The 15,405-nt window shown below is 55.6% G+C and carries 14 protein-coding genes; 12 read left to right on the top strand and 2 right to left on the bottom strand.

Annotated elements, in window-relative coordinates:
* Positions 1-17: 17 nt before the first annotated feature.
* The 11 genes from LAO76_00270 (at position 18) to LAO76_00320 (ending at position 8,744) form a co-directional block, all read left to right on the top strand.
* On the top strand, positions 18-1,958 hold the full coding sequence (locus LAO76_00270) for an ArsA family ATPase (GenBank protein ID MBZ5489349.1): 1,941 nt from the start codon (positions 18-20) through the stop codon (positions 1,956-1,958).
* Positions 1,934-2,704: a GvpL/GvpF family gas vesicle protein gene (locus tag LAO76_00275; GenBank protein MBZ5489350.1), complete on the top strand. Its 771-nt coding sequence runs from the start codon at positions 1,934-1,936 to the stop codon at positions 2,702-2,704. Before LAO76_00270 ends, LAO76_00275 begins: the two co-directional genes overlap by 25 nt.
* Complete coding sequence (locus LAO76_00280) at positions 2,694-2,918, top strand: gas vesicle protein (protein ID MBZ5489351.1); 225 nt, start codon at positions 2,694-2,696, stop codon at positions 2,916-2,918. The genes LAO76_00275 and LAO76_00280 overlap by 11 nt, the downstream gene beginning before the upstream one ends.
* Positions 2,915-3,598, top strand: coding sequence for a GvpL/GvpF family gas vesicle protein (locus tag LAO76_00285; protein MBZ5489352.1), 684 nt, complete (start codon positions 2,915-2,917; stop codon positions 3,596-3,598). The genes LAO76_00280 and LAO76_00285 overlap by 4 nt, the downstream gene beginning before the upstream one ends.
* Entirely contained in the window at positions 3,595-3,954 is a 360-nt protein-coding gene (locus tag LAO76_00290) for a gas vesicle protein K (GenBank protein MBZ5489353.1), read from the top strand. Before LAO76_00285 ends, LAO76_00290 begins: the two co-directional genes overlap by 4 nt.
* Positions 3,955-4,205: 251 nt before the next feature.
* Positions 4,206-4,526, top strand: a complete 321-nt coding sequence (locus tag LAO76_00295; GenBank protein ID MBZ5489354.1) for a gas vesicle protein — start codon at positions 4,206-4,208, stop codon at positions 4,524-4,526.
* A 31-nt stretch (positions 4,527-4,557) separates the two neighbouring features.
* Positions 4,558-4,848: a gas vesicle structural protein GvpA gene (gene gvpA, locus LAO76_00300; protein ID MBZ5489355.1), complete on the top strand. Its 291-nt coding sequence runs from the start codon at positions 4,558-4,560 to the stop codon at positions 4,846-4,848.
* A gap of 21 nt (positions 4,849-4,869) precedes the next feature.
* On the top strand, positions 4,870-6,987 hold the full coding sequence (locus LAO76_00305; protein ID MBZ5489356.1) for a PAS domain-containing protein: 2,118 nt from the start codon (positions 4,870-4,872) through the stop codon (positions 6,985-6,987).
* Positions 6,984-7,424, top strand: coding sequence for a response regulator (locus LAO76_00310; protein MBZ5489357.1), 441 nt, complete (start codon positions 6,984-6,986; stop codon positions 7,422-7,424). Before LAO76_00305 ends, LAO76_00310 begins: the two co-directional genes overlap by 4 nt.
* Complete coding sequence (locus tag LAO76_00315) at positions 7,360-8,259, top strand: GvpL/GvpF family gas vesicle protein (GenBank protein ID MBZ5489358.1); 900 nt, start codon at positions 7,360-7,362, stop codon at positions 8,257-8,259. The genes LAO76_00310 and LAO76_00315 overlap by 65 nt, the downstream gene beginning before the upstream one ends.
* Positions 8,260-8,402: 143 nt before the next feature.
* Complete coding sequence (locus tag LAO76_00320) at positions 8,403-8,744, top strand: gas vesicle protein GvpG (protein MBZ5489359.1); 342 nt, start codon at positions 8,403-8,405, stop codon at positions 8,742-8,744.
* Between the two features lie 138 nt (positions 8,745-8,882).
* Here LAO76_00320 and LAO76_00325 read toward each other — a convergent pair whose 3' ends face one another.
* Positions 8,883-12,041 (bottom strand): TonB-dependent receptor, encoded by a 3,159-nt coding sequence (locus tag LAO76_00325; GenBank protein MBZ5489360.1) that lies wholly within the window; start codon positions 12,039-12,041, stop codon positions 8,883-8,885.
* A gap of 510 nt (positions 12,042-12,551) precedes the next feature.
* Here LAO76_00325 and mqnE point away from each other — a divergent pair.
* Positions 12,552-13,700, top strand: coding sequence for an aminofutalosine synthase MqnE (gene mqnE / locus LAO76_00330; protein ID MBZ5489361.1), 1,149 nt, complete (start codon positions 12,552-12,554; stop codon positions 13,698-13,700).
* A gap of 208 nt (positions 13,701-13,908) precedes the next feature.
* On the opposite strand, the gene purB is transcribed toward mqnE, so the two are convergent.
* On the bottom strand, positions 13,909-15,210 hold the full coding sequence (purB, locus tag LAO76_00335) for an adenylosuccinate lyase (GenBank protein ID MBZ5489362.1): 1,302 nt from the start codon (positions 15,208-15,210) through the stop codon (positions 13,909-13,911).
* Positions 15,211-15,405 lie beyond the last annotated feature (195 nt).

A 15,405-nucleotide genomic window follows, 5' to 3' on the forward strand; every position in this document is an offset into this window, starting at 1 on the left:
TGCGGTAAAACCCATCTGTGGCCAAGCTGACATTTGTCGTGGGAAAAGGCGGCGTAGGCAAGACGACCGTCTCCTGCGCGCTCGCGCTGCATCTGGCCGCGCGCCAACCCAGGCAATCGACGCTGCTCATGTCCACCGATCCCGCACATTCGCTGGCCGACATGCTGGAAATTAAAGATAAAGCTGGGCCGCACCGACTTACCGGCATCAAGGGCAAAGTTTCCGTCTGGCAGATTGACAGTGACCGCGAGTTCAAGAAGTTTCTTGAGGGCAACCGGGAAGGCATCCTCAACATTGTTGAGAATGGTACATTTTTCAATCGCGAAGAAATCGCGCCGCTGCTGGATACCACGCTGCCCGGAATGTCAGAGGTGGCTGGCCTGCTTGCGCTGCGTGACATGCTGGAAAGCGGCGAGCATGATCACATTGTGGTTGATACGGCCCCGTTCGGCCACACGTTGCGCCTCTTTGAGCTGCCAGGACATTTTCAGCGCTTCCTGAATTTTCTTGAGGTCGCCTCCAGCCGCGATGACCTGCTGGCGCAACGCTTCGGCGGACGAACGTCCGGCCCGGCCCATGGCTTTCTGGAAAAGTGGCAGGCCACCGTCAGGCAGGTGAAAGAAGCTTTTAGTGCGGAGCAGGCAGAGGTTCTGCTGGTCACATCGGCGGAAACCTTCTCTCTCAATGAAGCCGTGCGCTGCGTGGATGCGCTCCGGGAGTCGGCAGCAGAGATGCGTCTGGGCGGTATCGTCCTGAACCGCGTAGTCATGTCAGCAGGGAAGTGCCCACGCTGCCGCGCCCGCTCGCTTCAGGGCAAAAAGGCTGTCCAGTTCCTGAAGCAAAAATTTCCGCGCGTGCCCAGGCTGATCGGCCCCGATCCGGGCAATCCTCTTCTTGGCCCGCGCCAGTTGCAGCGCTTTGGCGAGACGATCTTTGCTGGAGGTCACGCCAACCTCGCCGCTCCGCCTCCAGGAACATCCAAAATCAAACTCAAGTTCGCAAAGACCAAATGGCCTGCCGCCAAAACTCGTCTCTCCTTCACTCTGGGCAAAGGCGGCGTGGGCAAGACAACGGTCACGGCCGCGCTGGCCTTCCATGAACGGTCGCTGGATAAAGATGTTCACGTCACTGTGTGCTCCACTGACCCTGCGCCGTCGCTCGATGACATTTTCCAGAAAGAAATCGGCGACCAGATGGTTTCTGTCCTTGGCGATGCCGGTCTTGCCGCCATGGAAATGGACGCGGTCTTTGAGTTTCGCCGCTGGGCGGCCCGCATCAAGCAGCAGCTTTCCGCCGGAACCAGCATGCAATCGGGCGGCCTGCATGTTGATCTCACTTTTGAAAAAGAAGTCTTCGCCGCGCTTATGGACGTGGTCCCGCCCGGCGTGGATGAAGTATTTGCCATCTTCCGCATCCTTGACCTGCTGGAAGCAAAGCACGGCAGCGTATTCATTGATATGGCGCCCACAGGCCACGCGCTGGAATTGTTGCGCATGCCGGACCGCATTTTGCTGTGGTCGCGCCTTTTATTGAAAAGCCTGGCGGCGCACCGTACACTAGCCCTCGCGCAGGATGTTGCTGTGGAACTGGCCGGACTGGGGCAGCGAGTGCGGAAACTGCTGGAGCTCATGCGTGATCCCCGGCAGAGCCGCGCATGGGCGGTGATGTTGCCGGAGCCTGTGCCTGATCGGCAGACGCAACGCCTTCTGGCCGCGATCAAGGAAATTGGCGTTGCCATAGATTCTTTGTTCGTGAACCGGGTCCTGCTTGGGCCGGATTCCGGCTGTAAAACTTGCCGTCGCGCGCAGAACTGGCAGGCAGCAACATTGCAGTCATTGCAAAAGAAATACGGCGGCCATCGTTTGTATCTGGTGCGGGATTTTCCCGCGGAAATTACGGGCGCGGCAAAGCTGAAGAAATTTACCGGCGAGTTATGGCAAATTCAAACCGAAAAATAGCGGCCAGCGGCGCACTCTATCTTTATGGGATTTCTGAAGCGCCTGCGTCTGCCGCCAGGAAACCTGCAAAACTCGGCAGCGTTGGCATTGACGGCTTGCATCCCGTACAGCCTCTGGCCTGCGGTGATTTTCTTTGTTGGGTGTGTGAGGTTGATCAGGCCAGCTTTGCCGATGCCGTTGAGCGCAACATGGAAAATCTTGAATGGCTGGCGCTGCATGGCGTACGCCACCAGCAGGTAGTAGGCGAAGTGGCGGAGCAGATGACGATTGTTCCAGCCCGCTTTGGTACCGTATTTTCTGGCGAGCCAGCGCTTCTCAAGGACGTACTGGGAAGAAAAGCCGCGCTCAAGAAAGTCTTTGCTCGCGTTTCCGGCGGCGACGAATGGGGTGTAAAGGTATTTGCCGAGCGGCAGGTTGCCGCGGTTCCCGTAACCGAAGCTCGCTCAGGCAAGGAGTATTTGCAGCAGAAAGCGGCACGGTTGAAGAAGCGTCCCGAGCGCAATGACCAGGAATTGCAGGAGCTGGCAACGGCGCTGGGCAAGATTGCCACGCATTCCGCGCCCAGCGGCAAGGTAAGTGGAGCGCAGCCCAACTTGCTCTGGCAGGCAACTTTTCTTGTTCCGCGCACCAAGCGCAAACAATGGGACCAGGCGCTGAAAAATTTTGTGGAGAGGTGGGATGGGCAGCGGCGCATCGAAGTAAATGGGCCATGGCCGCCGTACTCTTTTGTCTCTGATGCCAAATGATTTTGAAACTTTAGAAACGCTGGGCGGAGAAGATGAAGTTTCGCTTCTCGAAATCCTGGATCACGTGCTGAACTCCGGCGTCGTGATCCATGGATCGCTGGTGATCTCTCTGGCCGGGGTTGACCTGGTCTATCTCGGCCTCAATGTTGTGCTGACGTCGGTTGAAACGGCGCTGAACAATCTGCAAATAGAGGAGAAGCGGAGGCAGAAGTGAGCCGCGTGCTGGTTTACTGCGGCTTTCGCCATGCGCCGGAACTCGCTTTGCCCGCGCTGGGCGTCAACGCCGCGCCGGTCCAGCTGGCGGCTTCGGATGACCTTGGCCTGCTCTGGTCAGAAGTAGAGTGGCCGTTTGATCCAGAGCGAATGCAGAAAAGCGCGGTTGAGTTTCATGAGGTCGTCCATAAGGTGTTTAAGCAGACTGCAGTAATTCCGTTCCGTCTCCTGTCCGTCTTTGATGACCAGCAGGCGTTCACCGCCTTTGCCGCCGAAAATCGCCAGCGCTTTCTGCAAGACTTAAGCCGTCTCAAGGACTTTGTGCAGATGGAGTGCGTCATCTATCCCGCGCCTTCACAGGTTCAAATCGACCGCAGTTCCGGCAAAGCCTATCTTCAGCAGAAAGCCGTGGCCTTGCGATCTTCAGAAGGATTTGCGCAGGCCACGCGGGATGCTCTGGCTCATTTGAGCAGGGACGTTCGCGTCCGCGAAGGCAAGAACGGGACGCGCATCTTTGCGCTGGTGGAGCGAGGGCGCGAGAATGATTTTCGCCGGGCGGTGACTGCCGTGCCCATCCCAACACACCTGTCGCGGCGCATGAGTGGCCCCTGGCCGGCCGCTGAGTTCCTGAGCGAACAGGTCAAAATGCCTCAGATAAACGGGACTGCCGGAGCGCAATGACAGACATTCGCAAGATCACGCCAGAGGAAATTGCCGCTGCGGTCTCTGAGATGAACCGCGAGCTAAAGGCCGTGGGCGAGGGCGCAATCGACCGGATTGATTGTTCTCCGGAAAACATTGAGCAAGGGCTTGCGCGGCTTGTGCTCAGTTTAATTGAGCTGTTGCGGCGTCTGCTGGAGCGCCAGGCTATCCGTCGCATGGAAGGTGGATCGTTAGGCGATACAAAGGTGGAAGAGATGGGGCAGGCGCTGATGCGCCTGGAAGCCAAGGTCAACGAGCTTGCCGCCGCCTTTGGACTTAAGCCGGAAGACCTGAACCTTGAGCTGGGCCCTCTGGGAAATCTTCTGGACAAATAAAGCGCCGCGGGCTCAAACCCATCAATCAGACGCATAAAATGCGGGTTTTGCGTATGCAGGCAACCAATTTCGGGAATGTGAGCATCTCAAAATCACGCGCTGGCTCCTCCCCCTTCCGGATTGTTCGTAGGCCAGTTAAAAAAGCTATCAAAGGTTGACAGTTTGTAGTGAGGCTGGTTAGGATGCGGTGACACGAGTCGCGTGGATTCTCCCAGTCCCCGGCGATCTCTTCTGTTTTTTCCTGAGATATTATGCAAAGAGTTCCTACGGTTTCCGGAACAGCAAACCTGCTGGACATCCTTGATCGAGTACTCGATAAAGGGCTTGTGATTGCGGGTGACATCCGCGTTTCGCTTGCCAACGTGGAGTTGCTCACGATCCGTATCCGGCTGCTTGTTTGTTCTGTCGATAAAGCTGAGGCCATAGGTCTCAATTGGTGGAAGTACGATCCTAATCTCACGGCTCCTGTGCCTGAGAACGTTGTGCGGAGGACCCAGTTACCCGGTGCGCCACCGGCGTCCCAGACGCCGAACCGGAAGAGGCCCGCTGTCCGCGCAAAAAGAGTGAAGTGAGCCGATCGATCTTAATGAAGGAGGCCCTCGAATGGCCGTTGAAAGAGTTTCCGGCGGATCAAGTTTAATCGATGTTCTGGATCGAGTGCTCGACAAAGGTATCGTCATTGATGCCTGGGTTCGCATTTCGCTGGTCGGCATTGACTTGATCACGGTAGAAGCCCGCGTCGTCGTTGCGTCCATTGATACCTACCTCAAGTACGCTGACGCTGTGGGTCTCACGGGTCTGGTTTCCCGTCCCACGTTGACTGAAGGCGGCGCTGAAGGTGAAGAAGGAGAACTGGGTGAAGTCAGTCCTCGTACACCCCGCCGGCGGCGGTAAGGCCTGGACTCGGGGACACGCATGGCTACGGCCGAAATCCGGATGCAACCGGCGCGCATGAATGGACGGCGTACAGCCCAACCTCGCCGTCCTGCCGTTCTTCGTCTGTTGCAGGCGGAACGCTCGGAGGAGATCTTCCCGCTTTTGCTGGAAGAGATCATCGCTCTCGGCAATCCGCGCGCGCTTGTTGTTGACGTGAATCTCGACAGTGGTGAAATCACGCCGGCTGCGGCGCTGAAATGGCCTCGTGCGCAGATGGAAAAATTTACCAGCGCGCTCTGGATGCAGGACCATCCTCTTACCAGCGTTCTGCACTCCGTGCGGCCGGAGGTGCTGGAAAAAAGCAACCTGCACAACCGCCCCATTTACGTCCATCCCATTCTTTATTCCAACCGCAATCTTTGCTGGGAAGCGGACCGTATTCGCGCCTCAAGCTGTCTGGCGGTGCAGAACTCGCGCCGGGAAAAACGTGTCCGCCTGGAAGACCAGGTGTGTTCCACCTGTGAGATGCGCGCCTATGCCGCGGTAGTGGTGGTGGAACTGCCCAGGAACCACTCTGCCCAGGCCATTGCCGAGCTAGGCGAGTTGATTGACCTGGCCAACCGCTATCTTTCGCGCCTGTTCAAGGTTGAGCATTATTACAACCGCATGCGTGATATGGAAATCACCATCGCGCAAATGGGCACTGTAATGCAGAGCATGGCTGACCCGGTCATTCTCACTGACACGCAGCATCGCGTCATCATGCAGAACAAGGCCGCAGAGCGCTTCTTCCGAGTGCCGGAAGAGATGACAGAAGGTTTGGTGCGCGCGGTTGAGTTCAACAACCTGCTTTTCTCCGCGGCGCTCTCTTCCATGCTGGTTTCCGGCAGCGATTCCCATCGTGATCTCACGCTGGTGGACGCCATTGAGGGCGAAGAAATGCTGTTTGAAGCCGTTTCTGCGCCCACTTTCGGCCCGGACGGCATTCAGCTCGGCACTGTAACCGTGATGCGTGACGTGACCGATCTCCGTCGCGCTGACCAGGAATTGCGCCTGAATTATGAACGGCTCAGCGAAGCTGAAGAAGTTGTGCGGCAGGACCGTGACCGCCTGAACCTGATTATTGAAAACGTCGGCGACCCAATTGTGGTGTGCGATGGCAAAGCCAAGATCGTGCTGGTGGACCCGCTGGCCCAGGAGCTTTTCGGCACAGAGGTGGACGTGGTGCGCGACACCGTCCAGTTTCAGAACCAGACCAAGCTCACGGCTTTTATTGACGCGTTTACCTCTTCTTTCGCCGATCGCGAAACGGCGCCATTGCGTTTGTACAATCCCACGCTGCGGCAGGAAATCGATTACGATGCCCGCTCCGGCAAGATCTATGGTGAGCGCGGTCAGGTTGCATATACCGTCACAGTCCTGCGCGACCTCACGGCCTTGCGCAAAGTGGAGCAGCTCAAGGTAGAGCGGCGCATGCTGGAAATTGAAAAGTTTGCCGCCACCGGCCGGCTGGCCGCCACCATCGCCCATGAGGTCAACAACCCCATGGAGGCCATCAAGAACGCGATCTACCTTTTGGCCAGCGCCATTCCAGATAATGCCGCGCCCGTTTACAACATTTTGAAGTCGGAAACTGAGCGCGTTGCGCGCATCGTGCGGCAGATGCTTGGTCTCTACCGCAACACGGAACAGGTCAAGCCGGTCAACGTCAATACCATTATCGAAGATACACTGCTGCTGCTGAATCGCCAGCTTCAGCGCGCCAATGTGGAAGTCCAGACGCAACTGGACGTGCTTCCGGACGCCGTGATCGCCGCCGACCAGATTCGCCAGGTGCTATCCAACCTGGTCATTAACGCCCGTGACGCCATGCCGAACGGAGGCAAGCTGCGCATACGCAGCCGCCATATTCCTGGCTATGACGACCTGCATGGCTGGGTGCGCATCTTAATCGCTGATACCGGCTCGGGAATTCCCCCGGAAATGATTCGCACCATCTTTGAGCCGTTTGTTACCACCAAGGGCGAACGCGGCACCGGGCTGGGCCTCTGGATCGTGAAAGGAATCATCCAGAACCATGCAGGCAAGCTTTCCGTCAGGAGCCGTTTGGGGCGCGGCACGACTTTCAAGATTGATTTGCCAGTCGTAAAATTGTGAGTGCCGATCAAAAATACCGCGTGCTGGTGGTGGACGACGAAGCGGCCGTCCTGCTCACCTATCGTCTTATTCTTGAGCGGCAGGGCTATGAAGTTGTGGCGTGCGGCACCTCCAAGGCCGCGATTGAGGCCATGGAGAGGCAGCAGTTTGATGTGGTTCTGTGCGATTATTCACTGGAAGAGCAACATACAGGGTTTGAAGTAATCTCTGCGGCAAGAAAAATTAACGCCGCCATTCCCGCGGCCCTGCTTACGGGGTATGCCACCAAGGAAACCGCGGATGAAGCAGCCAGCCGTGGCATTGGCGTAATGTTCAAGCCGATTGAGATTGAAGAATTTTTGGCGACAACCTCCAACATGTTGAGGAGAGACAATGAGTCCAAGCAAGAAGGCAGGCAAGAAGACAACCGCGGTCCGCAAAGCGACCATCAAGGCTGAACCGGCGACAGCGGTCCTGGATCTTGTGCCTCCGCCGGCGAGCCTGAAGATGGAGCCGCGAAGCGGACAACAGCAGGAAGGCCGCTACGTTTATGGCGTGATTGAATCGCGCGCCCCTGTCGGCTTTGGCCGCAGCAGCATCGGCGGCGTGAATGAAGACGTGTATACGGTGCATTATGGCGATATCGCTGCCGTCGTGAGCCGCACGCCTGTTTTCATCTTTGATCCGACGCGTGACAACGCGCTGGCCCATGAGCACGTCATCGAATCCGTGATGAAGAATTACACCATCATTCCCATGAGCTTTGGCACGGTGTTCCGCACAGACGACGATATACGTGAAGTGCTGAAGAGCATTTATTCGTCGCTGAAAGACGTTCTCAAGCAGATGACCGGCAAGCTTGAGTTCGGCCTGAAAGTTACCTGGGACCGCGACCGCATTATCGAGGAACTTCAGCGTGAGCATGATGAAATCCATCGCTTCCACCAGGAATTAACGCGCAAGCACCTGCAATCCACGTACTTCGCGCGCATGCAGCTGGGCCGCATGATCGATAAGGCGCTGGCCGAGCTCGCTGCAAACTACGTCCGTGAAATTTATGACGGACTGCGCGCCGTCTGCGTGGCTTCACGCGACAACAAACCAATTGGCGACAAGATGATCATGAACGCCGCGTTCCTGATCCAGAAGGCCCGTGAGGCGGAGTTTGACGCCGCTGTAAACAAAGTCGCGCAGAAATTTGGCGACCGCCTGAATTTCAAGTACACCGGCCCGTGGCCGCCTTACAACTTTGTGAATATCCGCCTGAAATTGGAGCGCGGCGGACAGGGGTAAGCTTTTGTTTTTGGATCCCGAGCGTAGCGAGGGAACTCTATAGCCATAAAGGCTCATACGGATCGGTTCATATTTCCAAAATGTATTGATAACGATAGGGACCCCTCGCTTCGCTCGGGGTCGCAGAAAAGAAACGGCACACTATGCTCTTAATCGACGATCTGCTCTTCGCGCCCTTTTCCGGCTGGAACTTCATCATGCGCACCTTGCTGAAGGTAGCGGAAGAGCAGTGGACGGACGACGCTCCTCTCAAAGAGCAACTCCTGCACCTGCAGGTCGAGTTGGAAGAAGGCTCCATCACAGAAGAGCAATATCTTGAAGCCGAAGCGGCCATCCTGCGTGAAATCCGTGAGGTCCAGCGCCGCAAGATCGAGCTAGCCGGTGGCGATCCTGACCAGTTTGAAGGCGGTATTTCCGGCTCTGCCGTCCAGGAAGGTTCTGGGGCTTCAATTACCTGGGACCCCAACGAGAGCGGCGAAGAATAATCTTAGCGAGCTCCCGCGGAAAATGTCTGCTTTGAGGCACGTCACGCTTGTCTTGCATCCCGCAATCATCTTCAAATCGCGCCCAATAAAAATGGGCCGGCATTTCTGCCGGCCCAAGGTTAGGTAACGTTCAAGATTTTAGAAGGTGAACCTTGCTCCAAATTCACCCGTGAAAGCCCGCGGCAGTGTGCTGCTCGTGGGGTTAATAAAGTCGCTAGGTGTATTGAAGTTGGTACCAACTGTGTTAAAGAAATCATTTCCATAGTTGGCATGGTTGAACAGGTTGAACCCCTGGAACGCAAGTTGCAGGTTGCGGTTTTCACCCAGTTTAATGTTCTTCGCCACGCGGGCATCCATGTTGAAGTATGGGTCGCCGCGCAAGGAGTTGTAGGGAGCAAGGTGGCAGTTGCCTGAGTAGTAGCACTGCACCTCCGGCAAGGTTGGGTTGGCGGGATTCAGGGCCTTCGCAGCGTTAAGCTCAGAGGCCAAATTGTTCGGATCGCTATTCGTCACGATCAGAGCCCCAGCGTCGCTGCCGCCGCCCAGGTTCAGCATATTGTTCCCCGCAATAGCGTTAAATGGACGGGACGATCCCGCCTGAAGAATTGGAGAGAATTCCATATTCCAGGGCAGGTGTGCTGTTGCAGCCAATGTGAAATGATGCCGTTCGTCATTGAACGCAGGTCCGAACTCGGCAGGAGAGAGCGGGTGCTGCGGATCACGAGGATAGTAGCGGAAAGAGCCGCCATCCTGGTTATACCCAACGGCGCGGGCCAGCGTGTAATTGGCGATCAGGTCCATCTTGTGGAAACCACGCTGACGGAAGCTGATGTTCATGCCGTCGTAGCGCGAACGCCCGCCAGAAGTTTCATCGCGGACGCTGCCCAGCACCGGTACACCCGCCGCTGTGAACGCGGCGTCGAGAGGACGGAAAAACCCGCCGGGAGCGCCGGTTCTTTTTGTAGTGGTAATGTTATTCGGGTCGACGGGAATATTGGGATCGAGGTTGATCGTCTTGTTCTGGTGCAGACCAAGCACGTGTACGTACTCGGCTTCAAACACTGTCTTGGAGTTGATCGACCAGGTATATCCGCCGTTGAACTCCTCGGTCACGGGGTTGCGATAGTTCGGGTCCATGATTCTGCCTGTTGCACCGGCAGCCAGCGTTCCAGAGGGCGCCGGAATTGTTGGCAGAGGATCAACGCCAAAACGCCAACTGCTCAGCGGAATGCCTGTGCCGGGCACGATGTCCGTGCCGGAAATGGCGAATGCCGTCTGGAAGATGGTGGCATTGGCCTGCTGCTCCATGAACAACGGGATGTTCTGGAAAGTGTTGCCATAGTACATTCCGAATCCACCGCGGACAATGTGCTTGCCTTGGCCGTTGAGATCGTATGCGAAGCCGAAGCGCGGGCTGAAGTTCTTGCCGTAATCAGTCGCCTTTTTGGCCACCAGTGACGCTGCCAGAGGGCTGAAAGGCGCGGCCGCCTGCAGTTCCTGGAAGGTGCGGCTGTCGGAAATCTTTGAGCCGCCGATGAAGTCGAAGTCCTTGTCATAACGAAGACCAAGGTTCAGGGTTAGACGCGAGGTCGCCTTCCAGTCGTCCTGTAAGTATAAGCCGAGCTGTTTCGCATCCTTGATGATGAAGGTCGGATCGCCCACAGCGATGCTCATTCCGCCACCAATGCCATTGCCGGAGATGAGACCCGGAGTTGAAAATCCTTGCGGGAAGAAAGCCGGACCGCAACCAGGCTGGCCGGCGCCTGGTCCAACACCGAGAATACAGCTGGGGTCCTGGCCGAAATCGATCTCCAAAGTTGGATTGAATTCGAAAAAGCCACCCATAAAGGGCGTAAAGATGTAGTCGATTCCAGTCTTCAAAGTGTGCCGCCCAATTGTCTTGCTCAGGTCGTCTTTGAATTGGTATTTGCGCTGAATCGAGTTTTGCGGAACGTTGGTATTGGTGCCAAACTGCTCACCGCTAAGGAATGTCACAAGAGGAACACGTTGATTGCTGTCAATCAGGTTATTCCAATACTGGAAACCAATCGTAGCTTGGTTGATCAACGTCGGCGTAATTGAAGAGTTTAGGGTGACGTTGGCAATCTGCATGTGGTTTTTTGTGAAGTTGCCGGCCGTCAGGTCCAGCGTGCCGTCGCTCTGGTCGTTCAGGCTGTTGTTCGCCTGCGTAGCCACAGAGAGGTAGGCGCTGTTTTTCGTATTGATCGTCCAATCCATTTTTCCCGCAATACGGTTTTCAAAGAACGGCGTCGGAATAATTGCGGCTGCCTGCGCTCCTATCGGGGCTGCCAGAGTCAACTCAGTAAATGCGAACGGAGCCTCAGATTTCGAAGTATGCTCGCGTTGACGCTCCATGGCGAAAAAGACGAACAATTTGTCTTTTTTGATTGGTCCGCCAATGGATCCGCCAAACCATTGCCGCGAATAAGGCGGATTTGAAGACTTAAAGCCACTGGGAGACGTGGTATCGGGCTGCGTCTGGTCCGCGTTGAGGGCCTGGTCGCGGAAGAATCCGAATGCCGATCCATGGATGCTGTTCGACCCAGATTTTGTGATCACATTGATGGCGGCGCCTTCGGAGCGGCCATTCACTGCGGAGAACCTCTGTGTCGAAATCTGGAACTCCTGTACTGCTTCAGCCGGAAGCTGCATTACAGGTCCACCGACCGTATTATCTTTGTTGTCAATGCCGTTGACGGTGACGTTTACGTTGCGTCCACCTTCGCCATTCACTGACAGAATTGCATAACGGTTCTTGGTTGGATCATAGGAGTCTGCGGCCTTCACTCCGGGAGAAAGATATGCAAGGTCGGCGATATCGCGGCCGATCAGCGGCAGGTCCGTAATCTGTTCCGGGGTGATGTTCGTGCTTACGTCAGTTTTTGTCTGGTCAACCAGCGGCGCGGCTGCTGTCACTTCCACTGTCTCGCTTACCCCGCCTGGGACGAGCGAGAAGTTCTGCGTCAACGTCCTGCCGACAAAGACTTCCAGGTCCTTCGTTTCCGCCGCCGAGAATCCATTTGCCTTGGCTTTCACGGTGTAGATGCCGGGCTGCAAATCCGCGCGGTACTCGCCCACGTCATTGGTGTTCACGGTGCGGACTGCACCGGTCGCCTTATTGGTGATTGTTACTTCAGCAGATTTGATCACGGCCTGGTTCTTGTCCGTGACCGTCCCCTGCAGTGTGGCATTGCTCGTGGCTTGTCCGAACAGGGTGGCGCTGAGCAGGACTAAGCAGCTCATGACGGCAAAACATAACCATCTTTTGCTATTCATTTTTCTCTCCTTGGAGAATTAGGGAATTGGGGATTGCTTGGCGCTTTTGGAGTGCCCTTTCAAATCTTTCTTTATTTAACTTTTCTGTACTTTACAGACCAGCACGGCTGTTACCAAACTCGCAGGATTTTTCCAGCCCAAAATGGGAAATTAGGTGCTCAATAAAAGGGGGAAGCAAGCCTTAATGCCGCGGCTATCCGGAAAGAAAAATTTAATCAACATTCGGATTTCCCTCTGGAATCTGGCATTTGTAAAGTTCGCCGGGCAATTGAAGTTGGGCCCGATATTGAAACGCCATGAATCGCCGTCCCACAAGATCGCACAAGCAGAAGAACGAAGCCAAGAAACATACCATTTTCTGTATCCTGCAATATGGTTTGTCATCTTCTTGATCGGGCAAAGACGTGACGGTAGCAATCTATGATTGCTAAAAGGGCGTTGGATGGAGGGAATTGCGTCCATTGTCGCAGCAATTGAAGCCACCCTCAAAAACAAGGTATTATTTTGTTTATGGCCACAACTGTTCCCACCCAGGCAAGACATGGGTTTCAGACGGACGACAGCACCCTTCAACCCATTGCCAATAAAGTCTTTGCGCGCGAGCGGCTCACATTTGATGATGCGGTCGCCCTCTATCGCTCACCGGACATTCTGGCCATCGGCTGGCTGGCTAACCATGTTCGTGAGCGCCTGCACGGCAATGTGGCTTATTTCAACGTCAACCGCCACATCAATCCGACTAATGTCTGCGTGGCCGCCTGCCGTCTCTGCGCCTTTGGCCGCAAGAAGGACGCTCCCGGCGCGTACACCATGGCCCTTGACGAGGCTTTCCAGACCGCGGCTTCGGGCTACTCTGAAGCCATTACGGAGTTTCATATCGTCGGCGGCCTGCACCCCGACTTGCCATTCCAGTATTACCTTGACCTGATTTCAGGATTAAAAGAGCGTTTTCCCCAGGTACACCTGAAGGCCCTGACCATGGTTGAGATCGCTTTCCTGGCCAAGCGCGCCAAATTATCGATTGAAGAAACTTTGCGGCAGCTCAAGAATGCCGGCCTGGACTCACTGCCCGGCGGCGGCGCTGAGATCTTCAATGAGCGTGTGCGCCGTGTGATCTGCGACCATAAAATTGACGGCGACCAATGGCTTGACACGGCGCGCACAGCGCACAAGATCGGCCTCAAATCGAATGCGACCATGCTCTATGGCCACATTGAAAACGAAGAAGATCGCGCCGACCATCTGATCCGCCTGCGCACCCTTCAGGACGAGACTCACGGCTTCCAGACATTTATCCCGCTGGCTTTCCATCCAGCGAACACGCCGTTGCAGCACCTGTTTGTGACCACCGGAATGCTCGACCTGAAACAGATCGCCATCGGTCGCCTGGTGCTCGATAACTTCCCGCATATCAAGGCTTATTGGCAGATGCTTTCGCCCAAGATTGCCCAGATTTCACTACGCTTTGGCGCCGACGATATTGACGGCACTGTGATTGAAGAAAAAATCTATCACGACGCCGGCGCAACCACGCCGCAAGGTATGGTCCGCAAGGAACTGGAGCGCCTGATCCGCGAAGCCGGCCGGGAACCTGTCGAGCGCGACACCATGTATCGTCCGGTGACCAGGACTGAGACGTCGTTCACCATTTCCGTCTAAAAAGCCTAGCCGCGAATTTCGCGAATAAACACGAATCAAAAAGAATTATGTATATTCTCGTTTATTCGCGGCTGAATCATTTGATCCGCATTCATCCGCGAAAATCCATAGTAAGGTTTTTACCTTTCAAACCTGATGTTGATTCGCGTATTTTCGCGTTGATTCGCGGCTAAATTTCTTGATCTGCGTCCATCTGCGAAATCTGCGGCTAACTGGTTTTCCCAAACACCCTCTTAAAAATCTTGTCCACGTTCCTCAACTGCCGCTCGATTGAAAACGCCTGTTCAATCTGCTTTGCCGGAACCCGCGACGTAATCTCCGCGTCGTTCATCACCAGTTCGCGGAAGTTGAGATCTTCTTTCCATGCGCGCATTGCGTGCTTCTGCACCAGGCGATAAGCGTCTTCACGCGCCATGCCATGCTCAGAAAGATCCAGCAGCAGCTGCCCGCTAAAGACCAGCCCACCGGTTGATTCCAGGTTCTTGAGCATGCGGTTGGGATAGACCATCAACGTGTCAATCAAATGGATGGTCTTGGTCAGCAGATAGTCCACAAGAATAGTGGAATCCGGCAAGATCACGCGTTCGACCGATGAATGTGAGATATCGCGTTCATGCCAGAGCGCCACGTTTTCAAACGCGGCTTGCGCGTTGGCCCGCACCACGCGCGCGAGTCCGCTGATCTGCTCGCAGGTGATCGGGTTGCGCTTGTGCGGCATGGCGGAAGAGCCTTTTTGCTTCTCGCTGAAATATTCTTCAGCCTCGCGGACTTCTGTCCGCTGCAAGTGCCGTATTTCAGTGGCGATTTTGTCCAGCGTGGATGCGATTGTCGCCAGCGTGGCTACGTAATAGGCATGGCGGTCGCGCTGGATCACCTGCGTTGAGATTGCGGCAGCGTTCAGGCCCAGGCGCTCACAAATTTTTTCTTCGAACTCCGGCTCCAGATGCGCAAATGTTCCCACAGCGCCAGAGAGTTTTCCCACGCGCATCTCTTCCGCCGTGCGCTGGAACCGCTCGATGTTGCGTACTGTCTCGGCGTACCAGTTGGCCAGCTTCAGTCCAAACGTCGTGGGCTCGGCATGGATGCCATGGGTACGGCCAATCGTTGGCGTGTGCTCAAACTCGTGCGCGCGTCGCGCCAGCACTTGCTTTAACTGCTCCAGGTCTTCCGCGATAATCCGCGATGCCTCTTTGATCTGGAGCGCCTGCGCCGTATCCACCACGTCATTCGACGTAAGGCCGTAATGCAGCCAGCGCGCCTCGGGGCCCACTTTTTCCGCCACGGCAGTGGTAAAGGCAATCACGTCATGCCGCACCTCGGCTTCAATTTCATGGATTCGTTTCAGGTCAAAGTCACCGCGCTCGGCAATCGCCCGCGCGGCATTCTCAGGGACAATCCCCGCATCGGCCAGGGTAAGGCTGGCGGCAGCTTCAACCTTTAGCCAGCAACGGAATTTATTTTCATCACTCCAGATACGGCCCATCTCAGGACGGGTATAGCGTGGAATCAAAGGCTCTTCCTCTCAAAAAAGGGCATAAACCAGCTACTTTGATCATAAATGGCGACGCCCTTTTTTCGCCAACTCTGGACTTTTGTCCGGGAAAGTTTAACGTGACGTTACTTTTTGGATGGGTGGCAAAGGGAAGGGCGTTTAATTATGCTTACATTTATTTACAATTCAACCAGCACTACTTCAAAGAGCGCT

This window comes from Terriglobia bacterium (assembly GCA_020072645.1).
Classification (GTDB): Bacteria; Acidobacteriota; Terriglobia; order Terriglobales; family Acidobacteriaceae; genus Angelobacter.